The sequence below is a fragment of the Paenibacillus thiaminolyticus genome, assembly GCF_007066085.1.
Taxonomy (GTDB): domain Bacteria; phylum Bacillota; class Bacilli; order Paenibacillales; family Paenibacillaceae; genus Paenibacillus_B; species Paenibacillus_B thiaminolyticus.
Window position 1 is genome coordinate 3,191,439 of record NZ_CP041405.1, and the last position, 22,486, is coordinate 3,213,924.

15 protein-coding genes are annotated in these 22,486 nt (G+C 52.9%); 7 read left to right on the plus strand and 8 right to left on the minus strand.

Annotated features, from left to right (window positions below):
• Nucleotides 1–1,012 precede the first annotated feature (1,012 nt).
• Both uvrA and uvrB read right to left on the minus strand, forming a co-directional pair.
• Entirely contained in the window at nt 1,013–3,889 is a 2,877-nt protein-coding gene (gene uvrA / locus FLT43_RS14340; RefSeq protein ID WP_087440176.1) for an excinuclease ABC subunit UvrA, read from the minus strand.
• Between the two features lie 52 nt (nt 3,890–3,941).
• Nucleotides 3,942–5,939, minus strand: a complete 1,998-nt coding sequence (gene uvrB, locus FLT43_RS14345) for an excinuclease ABC subunit UvrB (RefSeq protein WP_087440177.1) — start codon at nt 5,937–5,939, stop codon at nt 3,942–3,944.
• A gap of 461 nt (nt 5,940–6,400) precedes the next feature.
• Here uvrB and FLT43_RS14350 point away from each other — a divergent pair, with 461 nt between their 5' ends.
• Both FLT43_RS14350 and FLT43_RS14355 read left to right on the plus strand, forming a co-directional pair.
• The gene (locus FLT43_RS14350; protein ID WP_087440230.1) at nt 6,401–7,213 is read left to right on the plus strand and encodes a flagellar motor protein; all 813 of its coding nucleotides are present in this window, start codon (nt 6,401–6,403) and stop codon (nt 7,211–7,213) included.
• Complete coding sequence (locus FLT43_RS14355; RefSeq protein ID WP_087440178.1) at nt 7,197–8,012, plus strand: OmpA/MotB family protein; 816 nt, start codon at nt 7,197–7,199, stop codon at nt 8,010–8,012. Before FLT43_RS14350 ends, FLT43_RS14355 begins: the two co-directional genes overlap by 17 nt.
• Nucleotides 8,013–8,270: 258 nt before the next feature.
• On the opposite strand, the gene FLT43_RS14360 is transcribed toward FLT43_RS14355, so the two are convergent.
• From FLT43_RS14360 to ftsE, 5 genes are all read right to left on the minus strand, one after another.
• Complete coding sequence (locus tag FLT43_RS14360; protein WP_373994934.1) at nt 8,271–9,629, minus strand: PDZ domain-containing protein; 1,359 nt, start codon at nt 9,627–9,629, stop codon at nt 8,271–8,273.
• A 191-nt stretch (nt 9,630–9,820) separates the two neighbouring features.
• Nucleotides 9,821–11,260, minus strand: coding sequence for a S41 family peptidase (locus tag FLT43_RS14365; protein WP_087440179.1), 1,440 nt, complete (start codon nt 11,258–11,260; stop codon nt 9,821–9,823).
• Between the two features lie 72 nt (nt 11,261–11,332).
• Complete coding sequence (locus FLT43_RS14370) at nt 11,333–12,568, minus strand: murein hydrolase activator EnvC family protein (protein WP_087440180.1); 1,236 nt, start codon at nt 12,566–12,568, stop codon at nt 11,333–11,335.
• Between the two features lie 64 nt (nt 12,569–12,632).
• Nucleotides 12,633–13,544, minus strand: a complete 912-nt coding sequence (gene ftsX, locus FLT43_RS14375; RefSeq protein ID WP_087440181.1) for a permease-like cell division protein FtsX — start codon at nt 13,542–13,544, stop codon at nt 12,633–12,635.
• The gene (ftsE, locus tag FLT43_RS14380; RefSeq protein WP_087440182.1) at nt 13,534–14,220 is read right to left on the minus strand and encodes a cell division ATP-binding protein FtsE; all 687 of its coding nucleotides are present in this window, start codon (nt 14,218–14,220) and stop codon (nt 13,534–13,536) included. The genes ftsX and ftsE overlap by 11 nt, the downstream gene beginning before the upstream one ends.
• Before the next feature lie 278 nt (nt 14,221–14,498).
• Between ftsE and FLT43_RS14385 the strand changes: the two genes are divergently transcribed.
• The gene (locus tag FLT43_RS14385) at nt 14,499–15,524 is read left to right on the plus strand and encodes an alpha/beta hydrolase (RefSeq protein WP_244193994.1); all 1,026 of its coding nucleotides are present in this window, start codon (nt 14,499–14,501) and stop codon (nt 15,522–15,524) included.
• Between the two features lie 104 nt (nt 15,525–15,628).
• Nucleotides 15,629–17,065, plus strand: coding sequence for a VanW family protein (locus tag FLT43_RS14390; RefSeq protein WP_087440183.1), 1,437 nt, complete (start codon nt 15,629–15,631; stop codon nt 17,063–17,065).
• Between the two features lie 334 nt (nt 17,066–17,399).
• Here the strand turns inward: FLT43_RS14390 and FLT43_RS14395 are convergent, their stop codons facing one another.
• The gene (locus FLT43_RS14395; protein ID WP_087440184.1) at nt 17,400–18,575 is read right to left on the minus strand and encodes a KamA family radical SAM protein; all 1,176 of its coding nucleotides are present in this window, start codon (nt 18,573–18,575) and stop codon (nt 17,400–17,402) included.
• Nucleotides 18,576–18,887: 312 nt separating this feature from the next.
• Between FLT43_RS14395 and FLT43_RS14400 the strand changes: the two genes are divergently transcribed.
• The 3 genes from FLT43_RS14400 to FLT43_RS14410 all read left to right on the plus strand — a co-directional run bounded on the left by FLT43_RS14400 (nt 18,888) and on the right by FLT43_RS14410 (nt 22,465).
• Complete coding sequence (locus FLT43_RS14400; RefSeq protein WP_244193995.1) at nt 18,888–19,121, plus strand: lichenicidin A2 family type 2 lantibiotic; 234 nt, start codon at nt 18,888–18,890, stop codon at nt 19,119–19,121.
• Between the two features lie 12 nt (nt 19,122–19,133).
• On the plus strand, nt 19,134–19,331 hold the full coding sequence (locus FLT43_RS14405) for a lichenicidin A2 family type 2 lantibiotic (RefSeq protein ID WP_244193996.1): 198 nt from the start codon (nt 19,134–19,136) through the stop codon (nt 19,329–19,331).
• An 83-nt stretch (nt 19,332–19,414) separates the two neighbouring features.
• Nucleotides 19,415–22,465 (plus strand): type 2 lanthipeptide synthetase LanM family protein, encoded by a 3,051-nt coding sequence (locus FLT43_RS14410; protein ID WP_087440186.1) that lies wholly within the window; start codon nt 19,415–19,417, stop codon nt 22,463–22,465.
• Nucleotides 22,466–22,486 lie beyond the last annotated feature (21 nt).

A 22,486-nucleotide genomic window follows, 5' to 3' on the forward strand; every position in this document is an offset into this window, starting at 1 on the left:
CAGCTTGCTTCAGCAGGCTCCCGCTAGTTATTTTGTTAATATTGTACTCTACTTATTATCACTTCCATATTATAGGTTAAAAATGTAAAAAGCAACGACAGATTTGTGAAGGTGTAAAAACCGCCCTCTCTGACTTCCGCCAGAAATGAAAATCGACAGAACTGGAATGGGGAATACCGGGTTCATACTTCCCTATTATTTCCTTACGACCACTCTCCCATTGGGTCAGGTGACTCGGACTCTTATTTCACTATCCCATCGCATAAGGTGTCCCGGGCTCCTATTTTCACTATCCCATCAGGTCAGGTAGCCACAGACTCTTATGTTCACTATCCCATCGTGTCAGGGAGACACGAACTCTTATTTTCACTATACCATCAGGTCAGGGACCCTCGGTCTTCTTCCATTCACTAATGGAAAATAACCGCCGGATATAGGGACTCCTCGGCCCCATCAGCTTCTCCTTCCATCCAAATGACGATATGTTTTACATCGAAGAAAGTTATAAATTTTCGAAAAGAAATCGAGATGAATCGGGTCACTACAAGGGAAAATACCTAATAGGAGTTTAAAACAAATAGTTTGGGTGCCTGAGTCAAGGGGAGATTGTCCATAAGCCCTTCAACATACAACTACTTACCTGAACCTTAGGGAGATTACCCATAAGCCTTCAACATACAGCCCGTACCTGAACCTTGGGGAGATTATCCATAAGGCTTCCACATACAGCCACTTACCTGAAGCTTGGGGAGATTGTCTATAAGCCTTCCACATACAGCCCTTACCTGAAGCTTGGGGAGATTGCCCATAAGCCCTTCCAGATACAGCTACTTACCTGAAACTTGGGGAGTTTGTTTGTAAGACTTCAACGTATATTCGTCAAGCAATGTGATGCCCCTTCTTGAACTTGCTTCTGAACACGAAAGAAGGCACAGCCCTCTCGGGGCTGTGCCTCTTGAATATATTTGGTAAGTTGTTCGCCGTTTAGCACACACAGAACGCTCCTTGGCGTTTATGCCTCTTGCGCTACGCTGCAGGCCGTCTCAAGCTGTGCGGTCCGCTCCCGGTCCCGTTCCAGAATCGGCTTCAAGTAGCGGCCCGTATAGGAGCCTGCCACCTTTACGACCTGCTCCGGCGTGCCGGTTGCCACAATCGTGCCGCCGCCGCTGCCGCCTTCCGGCCCGAGGTCAACCAAGTAATCGGCCGTCTTGATGACGTCGAGGTTATGCTCGATCACGAGTACCGTCTCGCCGGAATCCACCAGGCGATGCAGCACCTGCAGCAGACGGTCGATATCCGCGACGTGAAGACCGGTCGTCGGCTCGTCGAGAATATAGAACGTCTTGCCTGTGCTGCGGCGATGCAGCTCCGCCGCGAGCTTCACCCGTTGGGCTTCGCCCCCGGACAGCGTCGTCGCCGGCTGGCCCATCTTCATGTAGCCAAGCCCGACATCAAGCAGCGTCTGGATTTTGCGTTGAATACGCGGCACGTTCTGGAAGAACTCCGCCGCATCCTCGATCGTCAGCTCCAGCACATCGGCGATGCTCTTGCCTTTATATTTCACTTCCAGCGTCTCCCGGTTGTACCGTTTGCCTTTGCACACTTCGCAAGGAACGTATACATCGGGCAGGAAGTGCATCTCAATCTTGATAATTCCGTCGCCCCGGCAGGCCTCGCAACGGCCTCCCTTGACGTTGAAGCTGAAGCGGCCCTTCTTGTAGCCGCGAATCTTCGCTTCATTCGTCGTCGAGAACAGATCGCGGATATCATCGAATACGCCGGTATAGGTCGCCGGGTTAGAGCGTGGCGTCCGTCCGATAGGCGATTGGTCGATATCGACGACCTTGTCGATATGATCGAGGCCGCGGATCTCCTTGTACTGGCCGGGACGCACCTTCGCCCGGTTCAGATCCCTCGCCAACGTCTTATACAAAATCTCGTTCACGAGCGTCGATTTGCCGGAGCCGGAGACGCCGGTCACCGCCGTGAACACGCCAAGCGGGAACTTCACGTTCACGCTGCGCAGATTGTTCTCCTTGGCGCCGACGATTTCGAGCCATCGGCCGTCGGGCGCGCGGCGCTTCGACGGGACCGGAATGAACTTGCGACCGCTCAAATATTGGCCGGTAAGCGAATGCTTGTCCTTCATGATCTCTTCCGGCGTCCCTTCGGCGATAACCTGCCCGCCGTGAATTCCGGCGCCCGGACCGATATCGATAATATGGTCCGCCGCTAGCATCGTGTCCTCGTCATGCTCGACGACGATAAGCGTGTTGCCGAGATCGCGCATATGCTCCAGCGTCTGAATCAAGCGATCGTTGTCGCGTTGATGCAGCCCGATGCTCGGCTCGTCCAATATATACAGCACGCCCATCAGGCTGGACCCGATCTGGGTCGCAAGCCGGATGCGCTGGGCTTCACCGCCGGACAGCGTTCCCGCCGCGCGGCTTAGCGTCAAGTAATCCAGCCCGACGTTCACCAGGAAGCCAAGCCGGGCGTTGATCTCTTTCAGAATGAGATGGGCGATCAACTGCTCCTTCTCCGTCAGCTCCAGACCCGAGAAGAAACGCTGCGCCTCCCCAATAGAGAGCGCCGTCACATACGCTATATTTTGATCATTGATGGTAACGGCGAGACTTTCCTTGCGCAGCCGATGCCCTTTGCAGGTGCCGCATGGCTTGGCGCTCATGAAGCCTTCAATATGCTCGCGGATTCCTTCCGATGCCGTCTCGCGATAGCGCCGTTCCAGGTTATGAATAATCCCCTCGAACGCCACCTGCGCTTCCTTCTTGTGACCGAAGTCGTTCTCGTAGCGGAAGCGCACCTTCTCTCCTCCCGTGCCATGCAGCAGCTTCGTCATCTGCTCTGGCTCCAGCTGCGACACCGGCACGTCCGTCGGTATGCCGTAATGCTCGCATACTGACTGCAGGAACTGCGGGTAGTAGTTCGACGTGCTGCCTGCCCACGCCTCGAACGCGCCGTCCTCGATCGTCTTCTGGGAGTCCGGAACGAGCAGCTCCGGATCGACGATCATCTTGACGCCGAGACCGTCGCAATCCGGGCAAGCGCCGAACGGACTGTTGAAGGAGAACATTCGTGGCGACAGCTCATCGATGCTGAAGCCGCACTCCGGACAAGCCAGATTCGAGCTGAAGACCAGCTCTTCTTCGCCGATGATATCGACGATAATCCGCCCGCCCGACATATGGAGCGCCGTCTCGATCGAGTCGGCCAGCCGCGCCTGCACATCGTCCTTCACGACAATCCGGTCGACGACCACTTCAATATTATGCTTCCGGTTCTTCTCCAGCTCGATCGTCTCCGACACGTCACGAATCTCGCCGTCGACGCGCACCCGCACGAAGCCCTGCTTCTGAATGTCGGCGAAGACGCCCTTATGCTCGCCCTTGCGCCCGGAGATAACCGGCGCCAGAATCTGCAGCCGGGTCCGCTCCGGATACGCCATAATGCGGTCTACCATTTGCTCGACCGTCTGCGACGTAATCTCGAGGCCGTGTACCGGACAATGAGGCCGCCCAATCCGCGCGTACAGCAGCCGCAAATAGTCGTAAATCTCCGTTACCGTTCCAACGGTGGAACGCGGGTTGCGGCTCGTCGTCTTCTGGTCGATGGAGATGGCGGGCGACAGGCCGTCAATCGAATCTACGTCCGGCTTCTCCATCTGCCCGAGGAACTGGCGCGCATAGGCGGAGAGCGACTCCACATAACGGCGCTGGCCTTCGGCATAAATCGTATCGAACGCCAGCGAGGATTTGCCCGAGCCGCTCAATCCGGTGAGCACGACGAACTTGTCGCGCGGAATCGTTACATCAATATTTTTCAGGTTGTGGGCCCGCGCCCCTTTGATCACGATATGTTCACTCGCCAATGTTTTAACCTCCCGCTTCGGGTCCACTCGAACCTCGTCAAGCCTCTAAATTCTAGTCCATCGCCCGCAATTCCATCAAGGCGTCGCGCAGCTCGGCCGCGCGCTCGAACTGCAGGTTCTTGGCCGCATCCTTCATTTCCTTCTCCAGCCGCTGAATGACCGTCTGGCGATCCTTCTTCGACATCTTATCCACTGACGCGCTGACATCATAGCCCGTCTTCGACTCTGCCGTCTTCGTCGCCTCGATGACTTCGCGGATTTTCTTCCGAATCGTCTGCGGCGTAATGCCATGCTTCTCGTTGTACGCCATCTGAATGGTGCGGCGCCGCTCCGTCTCCTTAATCGCCTTATCCATGGATTCGGTCATTTTGTCCCCATACATGATGACGTGGCCGTCGGCATTCCGGGCCGCCCGCCCGATCGTCTGAATGAGCGATCGCTCGGCGCGCAGGAAGCCTTCCTTATCCGCATCCAGTATGGCGACAAGCGACACTTCCGGCAGATCAAGCCCTTCTCTTAGCAGGTTAATCCCGATTAGCACATCATATACCCCAAGACGCAAATCGCGAAGCAGCATCATCCGCTCCAGCGTCTTGACGTCCGAGTGAAGATAGCGGACCTTGATTCCGATTTCCTTAAAATAATCGGTCAGATCCTCGGCCATTTTCTTCGTCAAGGTGGTGACCAGCACCCGTTCGTCCTTCTTCAGACGCAGACGAATCTCTTCAAGCAGATCGTCGATCTGCCCCTTCGTCGGCCGCACCTCGACGACCGGATCAAGCAATCCGGTAGGCCGGATAATCTGCTGGATCATCGTCGGGCAATGCTCCAGCTCATAAGGACCCGGCGTCGCCGAGACATAGATGGCCTGCGGCACCTTCGATTCGAATTCCTCGAAGCGAAGCGGCCGGTTATCCAAGGCCGAAGGCAGCCGGAACCCGTGCTCTACGAGCACTTCCTTCCGCGCCCGGTCCCCGTTGTACATTCCCCGAATCTGCGGCAGCGTCACGTGCGACTCATCGACGACGACGAGGAAATCATCCGGGAAGTAGTCCATCAGCGTATACGGCGTCGCCCCGGGCTCCCGGAATGTCAACGGTCCGGAATAGTTCTCGATGCCGGAGCAGAAGCCCATCTCCTGCATCATCTCAATGTCGTACCGAGTCCGCTGCTCGAGCCGCTGCGCTTCTAGCAGCTTGCCCTGGCTCCGCAGTTCTTCGAGCCGCTCCTCCAGCTCGCGCTCGATATTTTTCAATGCGATCTTCATCGTCTCCTCCGCCGTAACGAAGTGAGATGCCGGGAAGATGGCGATATGATCGCGCTCGCCGATAATCTCGCCTGTGAGCACGTCAATCTCGGTGATACGCTCGATCTCATCCCCGAACAGCTCGACGCGGACGGCATGCTCGCTCTTCGAGGCCGGGAAGATCTCAATGACATCGCCGCGCACCCGGAACGTGCCCCGGATGAAGTTCAGATCATTGCGCTGATACTGAATATCGACCAGCTTGGCCAGAATCGCATTGCGCGGCTTCTCCATCCCCGTCCGCAAGGACAGGACCAGATTCCCGTATTCCATCGGAGATCCCAAGCCATAGATGCATGACACGCTGGCGACGATAATGACGTCCCGCCGCTCGAACAACGAGCTCGTCGCCGAGTGGCGCAGCTTGTCGATCTCTTCGTTGATGCTCGAATCCTTCTCAATATACGTATCGGAAGACGGAATGTACGCTTCCGGCTGATAATAATCGTAATAGCTGACGAAGTAGGATACAGCGTTGTTCGGGAAAAATTCCTGAAACTCGCTGCACAACTGGGCCGCCAACGTCTTGTTGTGGGCAATGACCAGCGTCGGCTTGTTCAACTTGGCGATCGTCTGGGCAATCGTGAACGTCTTCCCCGTGCCCGTCGCTCCAAGCAGCGTCTGATGGCGCTTGCCCTCATGCACGCCCTCGACCAGCTTGTCGATCGCTCCCGGCTGATCTCCCTGTGGCGCAAATTCCGATACCAGCTCAAACGGCTTCGTCAACACTTCCCATTCCGCCATAGCTTCACCGCACTTTCTTCCAAATAATAATCGATATGCTCAACCCGTGAGCAAGAAGAAGCTTGCTGTCATGGGCTTCATGTTCCGCAGCTTGCCGCTTCGTTCCCGGAATAAGCCTTCCCGAACGGGCCACATTTCCGCTCAGGCCCAATTCCAGCGGTTCTGTAGGTCTCCCGAACCAAATAACAGGCCAAAATCTGCGTAAATTGCCGCTCCCTAAACTTTACCCGATAATGACCCGATAATAGGATCAGACAAGCAAGTGGAAAGAAGCGGGGTTCCGCCCACGAACGGCCTTCTCGCCCCCGCGAACTTCTATACGTGAAAGAGTACACAACTCGCAAACATCGCCAATCGGCTGCCATATACAGCCACAAATAAGAATGTTTGTTCCCTTTCGATTATACTCTTTTCACGGTATGGATGCAAATGGGAAATGTTAAATGGGAGAGGATTACAGTATGGATAAAACAACAGTCATCGGGATTATCGCAGGATTAGCCGCGCTCATCGGCGGTTTCTTGTGGGAAGGCGGAAATATTGGCGGCTTATGGGAAAAAACGGCAGCGCTCATCGTTATTGGCGGCACCATCGCCGCAGTCGTCGTCAGCTTCCCGGGCAAGCGGCTCCGCAGCATTCCCCAGGCGCTGAAGATGGCCTTCGCGCACCGCGCGCCTCAGCCTGAGAAGCTCATCGACGATATCGTGGCGTTGAGCACGGTAGCGCGCCGCGAAGGAATGCTGTCCCTGGAAGACACGGTGCAGCGGCACGAGAATGAATATTTGCGAAGCGGCATGATGATGGTCATCGACGGCACGGAACCCGAGCTGGTGAAGCAGATGCTTGAGCTCGAGATGGACGCAATCGCCGAGAAGCACGAAGGCTATGCCAAAATATTCGAAGCCGCCGGCGGCTTCGCTCCGACGATGGGGATTCTCGGTACGGTCATGGGACTGATTCACGTCCTCGGCAGCCTGAACGATCCTTCCATGCTCGGACCTGCGATTGCCGTCGCCTTCACGGCGACCCTGTACGGCGTAGCGACCGCCAACGTCATCTATCTGCCTATCGCTAGCAAGATTAAAGAGCGCAGCGCAGACGACATCCGCATCATGGAGATGATGGAGTACGGCATTCTCGCCGTTCAGGCAGGTGAGAACCCGCAGATCGTGCGCAAAAAGCTGAGCTCCTTCCTGCTTGCCGAGGATGCGTTCGAGTCGCTCAAGGCGGATCCGTTGATGAAGCGGGGGATGATCCATGAGACGCAGAAGTAGACAACGGGCCCAGGAAGCCGCCAACCATGAACGTTGGCTTATCACCTATGCCGATTTGATTACGCTGCTGCTCATTTTTTTCGTTATTATGTACGCCATGAGCCAGGTAGACGCCGTCAAGTACCACTCGCTGTCCGAGACGCTCCAGCAATCGTTCAAGAGCGGCAACACTCCGATGGACCAAGGCGCGGGCATCCTGGACGGAGCCTACACGAAGCCCGGCCAGACAGGAGCGCTGAAGACCGCCGAGGACGGGGGCTCCGGAGAAGTCGAGGAAGAGAAACCGGTCGCCATCGGCGTACTGACCGACAAGGACTTGGCGTTCCGCAAGCAGGAAGAACAGCTGAAGAACTTCATGGGAGTGATTCAGGAGTACATCAACGACAACGATCTGGGCGGCCAGATCGAAGTGACGGATATCCCCAAAGGGATCTCGATTCGGCTCAGCGACCGGCTGCTATTCGATTTGAGCCGTGCCGAGCTGAAGGACAAAGCCTTGCCGACCCTGGACAAGCTGGCTACCCTGCTGCCGCAGCTGGACACGATGGTCAGCATCGAAGGGCATACGGACAATCTCCCGTTCGCTTCCGGCGGACGCTACAAGGACAATTGGGAGCTGTCCGCAGCCCGGGCCCTGTCCGTTCTCCGCTTCTTCGTCGACGACAAGAAGCTGGACGCCGACCAGTTCCAGATCGCCGGCTATGGCGAGACGCGGCCGGTTGTGGATAATGACACGGAAGAGCACCGCCAACAGAATCGGCGGGTGGAGATTATCGTGCTGCGCAGCATGGTGCAGTAGACTATCCCCATTACCCACCGTTTATACACATCCTGGAGGGGAGTTATCCCCTCCTTTTTTTATTTACTAACAAGTTATCCACATAAAAAGACTGTCAATGACGATGCTTATCCCGAATACCCACAGGATATCCACAACCTAGACACCCATCTGTGCACAACGAAAAACATCAATAGAGAACGACAAATAAAAGCTCCCGCCTGCGCCTGAGCACAGGAGGGAGCTTCTCGCTTTTCTTCTATCCACGATGTCGCACCATTATGTCGCTGAAGTATCTACCGGCTTCGCCTCCGGGGCATCCGCCGCGCCTAAGCCCGGCTGTTCCGCTCCTGGCTCCGGTTCCGGACGGCCTAGCATCGTCTTCAGCTTCGTCCAAGGCATCCTCAGCAGCGCGAACAGCGACGGCTGACGCGTCACGGCGACGAAGGCGACGCGATCGTCCGGCGCGAGCAGGACGCCGAGCTGATGATGCTCGCCGGCATAGAGCGCGCGCTGCAGGAAGCGCACCTCGCCGTCCCGGTTATATACCTCCAGCTTGCAGAACGCGGCATTGGCGCGCAGCCCCTGATGCAGCTGCTCCTTCGTGCGCACCGGGACGCCGTTCACCTTGGCGATGACTTCGCCAATCCGAATGCCGAGCGCTTCCGCCGGACTTCCCGGCAGCACCGCCAGCACACGCAGCCCGAGCGGATCATGCGTGAAGACCGGGCTGCGCTCGTTCTCCTCGCGGCGGCTGAGCCAGATGAGCGCTTCATGCAGCCCAAGCGCCGCGATCGCCGCCAGCGGGACAAGCGGCGGCCACCAGGAAGCCGCCAGCCCGAGCGTAAGCAGAATCGCCGCATAGGCGAACAAGCGCGAGGCGCTGACCGCGGCCTTCTCCTGCGGCAGACGGGTGTAGGTCAGCTCGGAGAAGCCGATGACGACCGGGAACGCGATCAGCGTCCAGCCGTGCTCCCACCCCGTGCCCAGGAGCGGCGTCCACGGAAGCGGCGTTCCCGTCGTCACCGACGGAAAGAGCAGCAGCAGCGGAAGCGGCCACAGGCTCTGCATCTGATAGGCGCCGACAATCCGGCCCCGCTTGCTCTCCATGAACAACGGGCCGGCCATGCGCGCGGACTGCTTGCGGATAAGCCAGGCCTCCGCCGCGTGCAGCAGCGCCACCAGGATGAGCAGCCCCGCCGCATCCATCTCCCGGATAGCGGCCACGAACGGCGCGAGGAAGCCTTCCGGCGCCCAGGCCGGGGCGAACGTGTTCAGCGCGAACTGCGCCAGCGCGAGCACGCCCCCCGAATAAGCAAGACATAAGAACCGGACGCGGAATAATAAGAGCAGCAGCGCGACCGTCCAGAGCGCGATTATCGCTTCCGACGTGAAGGAGATGCCCAGGCCGATCGCCGCGGCCGAGACGGCGAGGCCCGCCAGCAGCCCGCCCAGCCAGGCATGCCACGTATGCTCGATCCAGCTATGCATCTTCACCGCGAACAGCCTTCGCTCGAGCAGCATCTGTCTGCGATAGATGAGTGCAATCAATAGAATGGATACCCAATAAAAAGGCGACAGCAGCCACTGAAGCAGCGCTTCCGCCAAATGAACGCCAATTTCCGTAAGGAGGTCCACTTCATTCACCCCTTTCGAATATGCGACTTGCCATGTCACAAGCAGAGACGCGGTCCCGCTCCAAGCGAGGACAGCGCTGCTGCGGGGAATCGAAGCCACGTATAGCTCAATCTCATACTTTTCCGTATACCTGAAAAAAGGAAGGCCGGCAAGTTCAAGCTTGCGACCTTCCTTTCCCTATTCGACGGCGGTTAGCGAATTTCCTGCTTCACCGTTTCTACCGCTTTTTTCAATTGCGCATCATTCTTCGGATCACGCATCGCCTTCAAAATATCGGCTTCCAGCTTCTCCGCCGTCTTCGCGTCCGCCTGGCCGTTCGCGCTCAATCCAGCGGCGCTCTGGAACGACTTCAGAGCGGCTTCGGTCTCCTTGGAGAAATAGCCGTCCGTCCGGCCCGGCTTATAACCGAGACCATCCAGCATAAGCTGCATATTTTTCACGTCCGCATCGTTCATATCGAACTTGAGCACTTTGTCCTTCGGAATCGGCGCGACGCTGTAATAGTCCGGCTGATGAACAACAATATCCGGTTCGATGCCTTTTTCATGAATCCAATTGCCGTCCGGAGTGAGCCACTTCGCGATCGTAATCTTGATCAGCCCGCCGTCGCCCGAATCATAACTCGTCTGCACCGTTCCTTTGCCGAAGGTATGCTCGCCGACCAGCTTCGCTCCGGCGGATTCCTTCAACGCGCTCGCCATAATCTCGGATGCGCTCGCGCTGCCCTTGTTGGTCAGCACCGCGATCGGATACGGCTTCACGGCGGTGGAAGTTCCTTGGGAGTTGTACTTGTCGCGCTCCTTATTGCGGTTCTCCACCTGCACGATCGTCTTGCCCTTCGGAACGAACTGCTCCGTCATCTTCTGCACGATATCGAGCACCCCGCCCGGGTTGCTGCGCACGTCGATGACAAGGCCCTTCATGCCCTGCTTCTCCAGCTTCTCGAGTTCTTCCTTGAAGCGCTCGAACGTGTTCATCGAGAACTGGCGTACCTCGATATATCCAATCTTGTCATCCAGCATCTTCGGATAGACCGTCTCGAAGTCCACCTCGTCGCGGACGACCGTCAGCTCAATCGGATCGGATTGGCCGGCGCGCTTGATCGTGATTTTCGCCTTGGTGCCTTTCGGGCCGCGAATCTTCTCCACGGCTTCATTCAGCGTCTTGCCTGCCAGGCTCTCGCCGTTGACAGAAAGAAGCACATCCTTCGGCTTCACGCCCGCCTTCTCCGCAGGCGAGCCCTTGATCGGGGATACGACCGTGACCTCGCCATTCTCCATCGTCACTTCCGCGCCGATGCCCGTAAAGGCGCCTTCGATGCTGTGATTGAATTGTTCGGCTTCCTCCGCCTCCATATAAGAGGAGTAAGGATCCTGCAGTGCCGAGATCATGCCATGTACAGCCCCGTTCACAATCTTCTCGCGTTCTACCGGGGTTACATACTTATTTTCAATAATGCCGAGAGCGGAATTGATCTTCTGCATCTCCTGTGGGGACAAGCCTTTGCCTGTGGCCGCCGCTTGTCCTCCGCTGGCCAGAGTGGGCAAATCCACCGCAGCCAGCGTCACCACGCTGCTCGCCAGCACTGCCGCCCCTACAAGTAAGGCGACCGTCCGTCCTTTGAACGACATTGAATCACCGCCTTTGTCTTGTCCATATGCGCATGCTTAGGTCTTTACTAGTATATGCCATTGCAGTGCATTTTATTTGAGATAAGTGTCCGGATTCACCTGTTCGCCATTCAGCCGCACCTCGAAATGAAGGTGGTTGCCCGTCGCGCGGCCGGTCTGGCCCACTTCCGCGATTTTGTCGCCACGCTTGACGATATCGCCCTTCTGAACCTTGATGCCGCCCGGGCGAATATGGCCATACAGCGTCCAGAGCCCGTTACCGTGATCAATTATAACACAATTGCCATATCCCCCATACCACTCGGCTACGATAACCGCTCCGTCCTCGGCCGCATAGATTGCCGTCCCGCCCGGGGTCGCCATGTCAATGCCGCTGTGGAACGCGCTTTTGGCGCCGGTGATCGGATCCGTGCGGTAACCGAACGGCGAAGAAATGTAGTAGTCAGCCTGCAGCGGCAGACCGAGCTTGCCGCCGGAGTACGTATATACTTTCCGCGACGTTTGGCCCGTCTTTCGCTGCTGGCGCTGCGCATTCAGCTCATTCTTTTTGCGAATCAGCTCGGCGCGCTGCTTGGCGAATTCCATCAGAAGACGCTCCTGCTCTTCGCTTATGCCGTGATTGTCTTCCGCCTCTTTCTCGTAGCTGGCGATCATGACCTTCTTCTCTTTTTCCTTCAGCTGCAAGTTCTTCTTCGCTTCATCCAGCTTGGCGTACAGCAGCTTGACCCGCTTCAGCTCCGTCTCGATCTCCTGCTTCTTGACGACGGCCAGCTCCTTGTCGCGCTTATGCTCGGTCAATATTTCCTTGTCCCGCGAAGCGATCGTCTGCATCGAATCGAGCCGATCGACGAAGTCGGAGAAGCTTGTGGCGCTGAACAAGACATCGATATAAGAGACGGCGCCGTTCGTATACATCAGCTGCACGCGCGAATCGAGCAGCTTCTCCCGTTCGGCAATCCGGTGCTTGATATCCTCCAGTTCTTGGGCCGCCTCCTCCAGATTCGCCTCCGTCTGGTCGATTTCGAGCGTCAGATCGAGCATTTCCTTCGTCTTCTTCTCGATCTCGCCGACAACATAATTCAGATCCTTGGTCGTTTTCTTAATCAGCTTCTCGGCCTGCGCTTTCTGGGCATCGGCCTCCTGCTGCTTCTGCTCCGCTTCCTGCATCTGCCGCTGCAGGTCCTGAAGCTGCTTGTTCACTTTATCCAGCTCCGACGCTTCCCCAACCGTCGGCGGCACGAGTGTTAATAGAAGAGCGCCCCCTGCTATCAGGGCAATCCATTTCTTCTTCCATCCTTGCTTCGTCAACACGGCTCCTCCTTACCTGGTCATCTGGTGCATCTGCATCGAGTGTCCTATTTTGAAAAAAGGATTATACCTTCAAGAACTTCCGTATCGAAATCGTGCTCCCCCATACGCCGATGACGACGCCGAGGCCAAGCAGCGTTCCGCCCACGAGCAGCCAAATATCCGCCAGGGGAACCAGCTTAATAATCATCAGTCCGAACTCAAAATGCGTGGTCAGCTGCTGATACCCGTAGAATAGCAATGCGATGGTCACCACCGAGCCAATGATGCCGAGCAGGGCTCCTTCGACGAAGAACGGTCCGCGAATGAATGAATTCGTCGCGCCGACCAGCTTCATAATGCCGATCTCGCGCTGGCGCGCCATAATCGTCACCTTAATCGTATTCGAAATGAGGAACATCGCCGTAACGGCCAGCCCGGCAACGACAAGCAGCCCGAAGTTGCGGATGGTCGAGGTGACTTTGAACAGCGTCTCGACGGTGCCCTTGCCGTACTGCACCTTCCAGATCGGCTTGGCGCTGTTCGTCTCGTTCAGCATTGTGATTTTTTTGGCGACGATCGGCACATGATCCGGCTCGTACACATCAACCGTGAAGGAATCCGGCAGCGGATTGGTCTCGTCGTTGTACCCGGCGAGCAGTTCCTTGCCGTCTTCGCCCATTTGCTGCTCCAGCAGCTTCATTCCTTCCTTCTTCGAGATGAAGACGACCTTGCTGACCTCGGACATATTGCCGATATCGGTCTCCAGCAGCTTCGTCTCCTCCGGCGTCACATCCAGTTGAAGGAAGACCCGAATCTGCACTTGATTATCAATATTGTTCGTAATCTCATTGACGTTGATGGACAATACCATGAATACACCGAGAATGAACAGAGAGATTACGATCGAACTTACGGAGGCGAATGACATCCATCCGTTGCGGAATAAGCTCTTGCTGCCTTCTCTCAGATGGCGGGCCAACGTATTAAAAGTCATATCCGTATTCCCCCCGTACCTCATCCCGCACGATATGTCCGTGCTCAATCGCGATAACCCGCTGACGCATGGCATTGACGATGTCCTTGTTGTGCGTCGCCATGACAATGGTCGTTCCGCGGTAATTGATTTCCTCCAGCAGCTTCATAATGCCCCAAGAGTTCTCGGGGTCGAGGTTGCCGGTCGGCTCGTCCGCGACGATAACCGAAGGATTGTTCACAATCGCCCGGGCGATTGCAATTCGCTGCTGCTCCCCCCCAGACAATTGGGCAGGCAGACTCGATGCCTTATGCTTCAAGCCGACCAGCTCGAGCACCTCAGGCACCCGGCGCTTAATGACCTTCGGCGGAGCCTCGATGACTTCCATTGCGAAGGCTACATTTTCATAAGCGGTAAGCTTGGGCAGCAGACGGAAATCCTGGAACACAACGCCGATATTGCGCCGCACGAACGGAATCTTGCGCTGCTTCAGCTTCCCGATATTGAACCCGCTGACGACAATCTGTCCTTTCGTCGGAATTTCCTCTCTGTATATCAGCTTCATAAAGGTTGATTTCCCCGCTCCGGAAGGACCAACCACATAGACGAACTCATCCTTGTCAATTCGGACAGAGACCCCGCGCAATGCATGCGACCCGTCCTGGTATGTCTTCCACACATCCTGCATTTCTATCAAATCATCACACCCTACGTTATAAAAGATTAGCCTCTACATATTCGACACCCGCACGCCAATTCCTCTAAGAACAAGCGAAATTCAACATCTTTTTCCGGCCTGCACGAGGCTCGATATTACGCATCATGCGGAAAATGTCGATTCGAACCATAGGTCAACCCTACAAGGGGAAGGCCATTTTTCCTGACCACCCTCCTTATGTTACAATCTCCATACTTGCATTAGCGGGTCAACTAGCCAAGGAAGCAACGACAACGAGAAAGGAAGGGTTGATTCGAATGAGAACAAAGCAATCACGTCACCGAATTACACGATGGATACTTGGCACCGTTATCGCGGCTATCTTGGTTATTCCTGTATTGCTCATATATATCATCGGTCAGTTTACGCCTTCGCTTAACGCCCTGATCATTAAGCAGCTTTTCGAATGGAAGCCCTTTGCGTCGCCCAGCAACATCGAGACAATCACTAAGCAAATCCACGTCGTAAAAGATATTGTGTATGATGAGCACGGAATAGAGAATAGCCTCCTCGACATCTACTATCCGCAAAACGCCGACAAGGCTCTCCCCGTAATTATGTGGATACATGGAGGGGGATTCGTATCCGGGAATAAAGAGCAAACGCAAGAGTATGGAATGGCACTCGCCAATGAGGGGTATGTCGTTGCCAATATCAACTACGCTCTTGCTCCGGGGCAGAAATATCCGGGGCCCGTCATTCAGGCCAACCAAGCGCTGATATATTTACAGGACCATATTGGGCAATACGGCGGCGACATGAGCCGGTTATTTATTGGCGGCGATTCGGCGGGAGCCCAGATCGCCAGTCAAACTGCAGCCGTCATAACAAATGAAAACCTGGCAAAGTCGATGGGGATACAGCCCTCCGTCGATAAAAATCAACTCAAAGGCGCCCTCTTATACTGCGGTCTTTACAATATGGATAGAATGACTCAGTCCCAGTCCTCTTTTATTCTGCGGCTTGGAGTGAAGTCGGTTTTTTGGTCCTATACGGGAGTTAAAGATTTCGCCACCTTCTCCCGGCTGGACGAGATGTCCACGATTAACCATGTCACGCCGGATTACCCCCCTGTCTTTCTTACCGTGGGAGACGTCGATCCATTGGCGCCGCATTCCGCCGATCTCATCGACGTTCTCGTTCAGAACGGCGTCGAAGTGGATAGTGTATTATTTGAAGGCACCAATCCCGAATTGGGCCATGAATATCAATTTGACTTTACTTCCCCCCATGCCGAAAAAACATTAGGGAGAACATTTGAATTTTTGAAAAAGCATAGCTGATGCCCCGGTAACCGCCCCTGCGCTTTCCAAGTAAAGTTTGCCTCTGCCCGCGCATATAGTGAGAGAGACTGAATTTTACTTTCTTCATGCAGGAGGCAATCGGTTTGAAAAAAATACATGCGCTATTCATCGTAGCCGCATCGCTGCTGCTGGCCGTTACCGCCCTCTGGGGCTGGGCGAACAGCTATGCTTCGCAAGACCGCCTTCCGCCGGAGGTCCGGCTCTCTTCTTGGGAAGTGGGCGGGATGTCCTTTGCTGCCTTCCGCGAGGAACTGGATCAGCGGCTGCGGCAATTGGAAGCGACGCCGGTGGAGGTCACCTTCGGCTCCAGCGGGGTAGCTCCGGTCAAGACGACCTTGTCCGCGCTCGGGGTAACCTATGACGCGAAGCCGCTCTTGGCCGCGCTGAAGCCGTTGCAGGAAGGCTCTCTCTGGAAGCGGATTATCGCCAGAAGAAGCTTCAACAAGGAGTGGGAGCTGCAGTTTCATTGGAAAGCGAATGTGTGGAAGGAACGGTTTACGCCAGGCTGGGAGACGGCAAGCTTCGGGAAGCCGGTCAATGCCTCGCGCGAGATTTCGAAGGATGACCAGGTCGTCTATACGCCGGAGCGGCAAGTATACCGCGTCGATCGGATGCAGCTGGAGCAGTTGATTCGGGCAGCCATTCCTCCGGTCTGGTATGAAGGAGGGGCCATCCGCATCGAAGCCCCCCTGGTGCTGACCGATCCGCCGGTAACGGTCGCCTCCCTGAAGGCGGAAGGGATCGAGCGGAAAATTATCGAGTATTCGACCGGCTTCGCCAAGTCTGAGGACGGGCGCACGCATAATGTCGTATCGGCCGCCCAAACGATCGATGACATGATATTGAAGCCCGGCGATATTTTCGATTATGACAAAGTGATCGCGGAGACCGAGAAGAAATACGGCTTCAAGGAAGCTCCTGTCATTTATAACGGCAAATTGGTACCCGGCATCGGCGGCGGCATCTGCCAAGTATCGAGCACGCTTTACAATGCCGTGCTCCGGACTGGACTGGAAATCGTCGAACGGCGCAATCATTCCTTGCCGGTCTCGTACCTGCCTCTGGGGCTGGACGCGACCTTTTCCCAGGGCTATATCAATTTCAAGTTCAAAAACTCTACCGGCAAGCACCTCCTTATCCGGACCGAGACCGAAGATGGGCGCTTGACGATCAAATTTTTCGGCACGATGGATAATAACCTCTCCTACAAGATGGAGACGAAAACCGTCAAGGTGCTGGATCCGCAAGTAAAGTACGTCAAAAACCCGAATCTGCCCGCCGGCACGGAGCAGGTGCTGCAGCAGGGCAAAAAAGGATATGTCGTGGAGTCGTACCGCATTAAACTGGTGGACGGCAATGAGGTGGAGCGCGAGCGCATTGCGATGGATACCTACCAGCCTCAGCCGTCGCTGATTGCCGTGAACAACGGCAGCGGGACCGTTCCTGCGAAGCCGAAGACGGAGAAGGAACCGATTGTGGAGGATGGAATCAATGGGCCTGATTTCAAGCCGAATACTTGATCGGATCCCGTGATGCGGGGAACGCCGCTCGGAGACCTTGCAGACGTATGGGCGGCATACGAACAGCCTTGGCCGTATGGGGCCAAGGCTGTTCCCTGTCCAATATGATGTTCTTATGGGTCGCCCTGCCGTCATGCGGTGAGCGCCGCCTCTTCATAAGAATGAAGTTGGATCCGGATACAAGGCGATCAATTGCAGTTCGCCGCCATTCCCTGTAGTCGGTCGTCCGAGGTTGTTGGCCTTTCCGCCAGGTGGACAGGCCAGGCTGTTCACCGGAACCCGGAGCGGTCAACGGGAACACCAAGTCGGACAATCGACAGGGCGGAACTTTGCATTACGCATCCCTCTTCGTTCGACGCTGCGGCATATCCGGCAGCGCATTGACGGACACGACGTCCTCGGTCTTCTTCACCGGCGGCGTCCAGAACTGCTCGTTCCCCGGCAGATCATCGAACCAAGCCGCGTCGTCCGGACAATCCAGCACCATGAAGCGCCCATATTGGTTGTCGCGGGATTGATGATATTTCAGATACGCCTTGCCGTCTTCGATTGCGAGAATCTCGATCTTCCCTGACGTATGGCTCATCGAGAGACGGACCCGCTTCCCTAAGCCGGATGTCTTCGCCTTCGCTTCCTCTACCACGCGATACACATCCTTCAGCGGAAGCACGAACTCGCGATTCCCCGCTACCGGGCGGTTGATGAAGAAATAATAAGGCGTTACGCCTGCCCAGGACAGCTTGTCCAGCAGCTCGCCGAGCACATCAGCATTGTCATTGATGCCGCGGAGAACGGGCGTCTGATTGACGACGATGGCGCCGGCCTGATGAAGCGCTTCGAAGCCCCGCTTCGCTTCCGCCGTAATCTCGCGCGGATGGTTAATATGAGCCATCACATAGATGCGCTTGTCCGCCGAGGAGAATTCGCGGATCGTCTCCAGCAGTGCATCGTCTTCATAGATTCGCATCGGATTGAATACCGGCATTTTGGATCCCAAGCGAATGATTTGCACATGCGGGATGGCGCGAAGGCGTTCCAGAATCATTCTAAGCTTCGGTGTCGCGAGGATGAGGCTATCCCCGCCGGTTAACAGGACATTGTTGATTTCGGGGTGGTCGGCAATATAGGCCAAGCCGGGATTGACATCGGACATGGCTTCTTTGACATCGTTGCGGAAGAGACGCTTGCGGAAGCAGTATCGGCAATAGGCGCCGCATACTTCCGACACAATTAATAAGGCGGTGGTGCCATACTTGTGCTGGCAGCCGGGGACGACATAGTTGGTGTCCTCATCCGAGGCATCCCAACGGCCGTACTCCTGCAGTTCACCCGTATTCGGAATCACTAGCTTCCGAATGGGGTCATCGGGGTCGTTCCAATCAATGAGGTTCAAATAATAGTCATTTACACGAAATACGAACTTTTCCGTGATCTGCTTCAGCCTTTTCCTTTCCGTCTCGGGTATCTGCGTGATCTTCTCGATGTCGGTAACGTACTTCGGCATAGGCATGGACATCCCTCCTGTATAAAGTTGTATCGGCCAATGAAAGCGCCTTCCTTTCATTATACAACAAGTAACATATGGTGGCAAATGAAGGTCTTGTTAACATTTACGTTTAAGTTTCGCCAATTGGTACCATTTTCCTCTAGATGAGGGGGTGTCTCGGATGCTCTTTTGGCCAGTCTCCCATCCGGGTTGTCAAGAACTGATTTCGGTTTTGCTGTAGGTTTCGCCATATTTGCCCACCTAATCTTTTTATGATAATCTATGGTTAAATCTAGCAAACCACGCTAGATTAATACTTTTCAGGAGGGATTTTGCATGACGCAAGAGGAAATCAAGTTGATGAATCAAAGCTGTGGAAATGGACTGAAATCTCTAACTATGGAAGAAATGCAAAATATTTATGGAGCTTCCGATGTTGAGCCTAGAGCAACACCAACAATTGTCCCGGCTATTTCAGCTGCGGTTCGAACCAGCTCCAAGGTTTGTTTATCTTTAGTTGCAAGTGCTATCGGTGGTATTGCTTCCCATAATAACGATTGTTTAGGATAAGGAGAGATGGCCTTGAATAATCAATTAGAGCATTCCCCTGTCGGGAAAAGCTTAAAGAGCTTATCCGAAGAGGAAATGGCCTCCATCTTCGGTGGAAATGGTATGGATGTAGAGGTAAGATCATCACTGGTTTGCGGTGCAGGCATTAGCTATGTTGCCTCATACCTGGCATCTGCTGCTTTTAAATGCGGTAAAAAAAATAAGAACTAACTGCATAATATGTTCATTGGGGCAATACTCATCGTATTGCCCCATATCTATATGCTAAATAAACCTTCCTAAGAGGTGAAGATATGCTAAACAATATTTTCAAATCTTTGACTATTGCTGAGCGCTACGAATTATTAGCACCGCTGAATTTGAAAGAAGCTCCTCAAAGCATCAACCATTGGCGCTCTGACATGTCTATCATTTCTGATAAAACCTTTGAACATATGCTGTACATAAATCTTTACAACCAAGACACCTTCTCACACGCAGTACAGTATGCCCCTGAAGCTGAAAATATCGAGAAATATCGGAATAAAGCTATGCAATCACAATGGTTTATTGTTTATCGGCAAGCCATGGCCTTGATGGAAGATAGCTCTTTTCATGAGGACCGTAAAAATGATTTACATGATAGCTTGCGTCCTTTTATGCGATACTCTCGTAAAATAATCCACGATTTCTTAGTAACGCACGAACATATCCATTTAGAAATCGAAGTAGTAAATCAAATCCTTATCCAATTAGAGCAAACTTTAATGGATATGGCACATAAATCGTTAGTGCTGGAGTTAAATCTGTGCAGAGAAAACGGACGATTAGAAGGCGATACATCCGAAGAAAGATTTTTATCATTTGTCCGCAAATTTGACGAGAAAAATTTTGTTGATGAATTTTACAATAAATATATTGTGTTAACCCGTCTGTTATCCACCGCCACCATGTTTTTTACACGAAATATTCAAACTCTATTGTCCCGCATCTTTGAGAATCAACAGGAGCTCACAACAACATTTGATATTACCGATTTTACGATACAAAGCATTACATTAGGCGAGGGTGATACGCACCAGCAAGGGAATACGGTTTCCGTCATTACGTTTGCCGACAACAATAAAATTGTGTATAAGCCCAAACGATTGCAGATCAATCTGGCATTTAACCATCTGTTAGACTGGTTGAATGCTCATTCTATACTACAGCTTCGTGGTGTTACTACTTTAGTTTATGATGAGTATGCATATGAAGAATTTATTGCGTATAAGCCATGTAATAACTTGGAAGAGGTAGGAGCTTATTATCAGCGGTTTGGACAACTCATGGCTGTTATTCAATTGTTGAACGGTACAGATATTCATATGGAAAATCTTATCTCTCATGGCGAATATCCAGTAATTATTGATTTAGAAACATTAATCCAGCAGCCCATGCCAATTGAGAGACAGTCCTTGCACTACATAAAGGAGATAACGGATACGCTTTTCCATCATGTAACACGTACGCTGTTTTTGCCTACTAACGGCGTCAAAATCGAAGATCCGCTTAAAATTGATCTCAGCGCCTTAAATGGCCGTAAAAAAAAGTTTCAGTTTAAGGTGTTACAGCCTGTAAATCAAGGAACAGATCAACTGAAATATGACTACCAGGATTTTGAGCTGGAAGGAGCAAACAATCTTCCCTTTATCGAAAATGATGATCTGATCATTGACTACAAATTGTATAGGACGCATATTATTCAAGGGTTTAGAGATGTATGTGAGGTTTTCCTGCAAAATAAAGAGGAATTAATTCAAGACGGCAGCGTTCTCTACCACTTCAATGGGATTTATACACGTTGTTTATTTAGAGATACGAGCCAATATGCCAATATAATGATGCACATGCAGCACCCTGAAATGCTGATGGATATGCTTGACCGTGAGAAGGCGATTGAAAATATGTGGGCTTTTCCATCCACAGATAAGCACCTAATTCAAGCCGAAGCTGCAGATATGATGCATAACGATATTCCTGTTTTTTTCAGCCGGACAGATAGACCAAGCATTATAAATAGCAATAATGAAGAGATTTCAGACTTCTATACGATAAGCTCATTTGAATATTTCATAAAATCAATCAACAACTTAAGCGAAACTGAAATCAACAAGCAGATCTCTATCATTAATCTTCATTTTGGCGATTTCTCGGAATATCGTAAACAAGAAAATGAATCCCTAACCCAAAGCATAAATTTAATTAAAGACTTGCCGTACATGACGACAGATTTCGTGCAGGAAGCAGAGCTTATTGCTGAAGAGATCATGAGGCGTGCCTTTACAGGAGAAATGACCAGTTGGATTATTCCATACTCTTCAGAACCGGATGTGTGGTCTTTAATTCCGATTCGAGAAGACTTTTATAATGGCGTCGGAGGCATCTATTTACTGTTTCACTTCTTGTATCAGAAGACACAAAATGAGAAATATGTACATTTCGCAAATGACATTTTAGAGCATTATCCTGTTGAACAAGCAATAAATTTTGAATTAGGGCTAAGCGGTTACCCGGGGTTATTGTATGCCTTTTCACTTATTGATGATTACGGCACCAACAAGCTAAAGATTACGAAAATGATTAATAAATATTGTGAAGGATTTGAAAAGCTTGCTGATAAGGAAATTGAAGAAAAGCTCCAGTTCGATTATGTTAATGGATTTAGTAGCTTAATCAATGCTTTATTAAGATTTTATCACAGACGCAAAGACAGTAAATTCATTCAACTTGCTATGAAATTAGCCAACCATCTAACTGCTAAATTAGCGCACCTCGATCAGCTTGATACAGGCTTCGCACATGGCGTCACAGGTTATGCGTTAACACTGTTCAGAATGGGTGAGGTCACACAGCTTCAGCAATATACAAATCAAGCAAAAGCGTTAATGAAATATGCTAACGAGCATATTGATGAAACCTATAAAGCTATGAGCTGGTGTCATGGCTTTATTGGTGAAGGCATTGCCAGAATGGAGATGGAACCGTGGCTTGGCGAATTAGATGATGCCATTATTCAAGCGGCCATTCTAGACAAAACCAAAAACTCGCAGCTCCTCGCCAACGATTGCATGTGTCATGGAAATATGGGGATTACCGAATTATTTCTTACCCACTACAAGCTAACCAAGGATACCGACAGTATCGAATTGGCGAGAACGATTGCTAGTCATGTCGTAAACCTGAAGCAGCAGTATAACCGCAAGTATAAATTAATGGATATTACCGAGTACCCGGATATAACCTTATTTACAGGCTTATCCGGAATTGCTTACCAACTGTTGCGTGTAACCGATCCAAAGGGAGTCCCTTCAATACTAAGCTAACCATTTAAATGGAGGGTGATG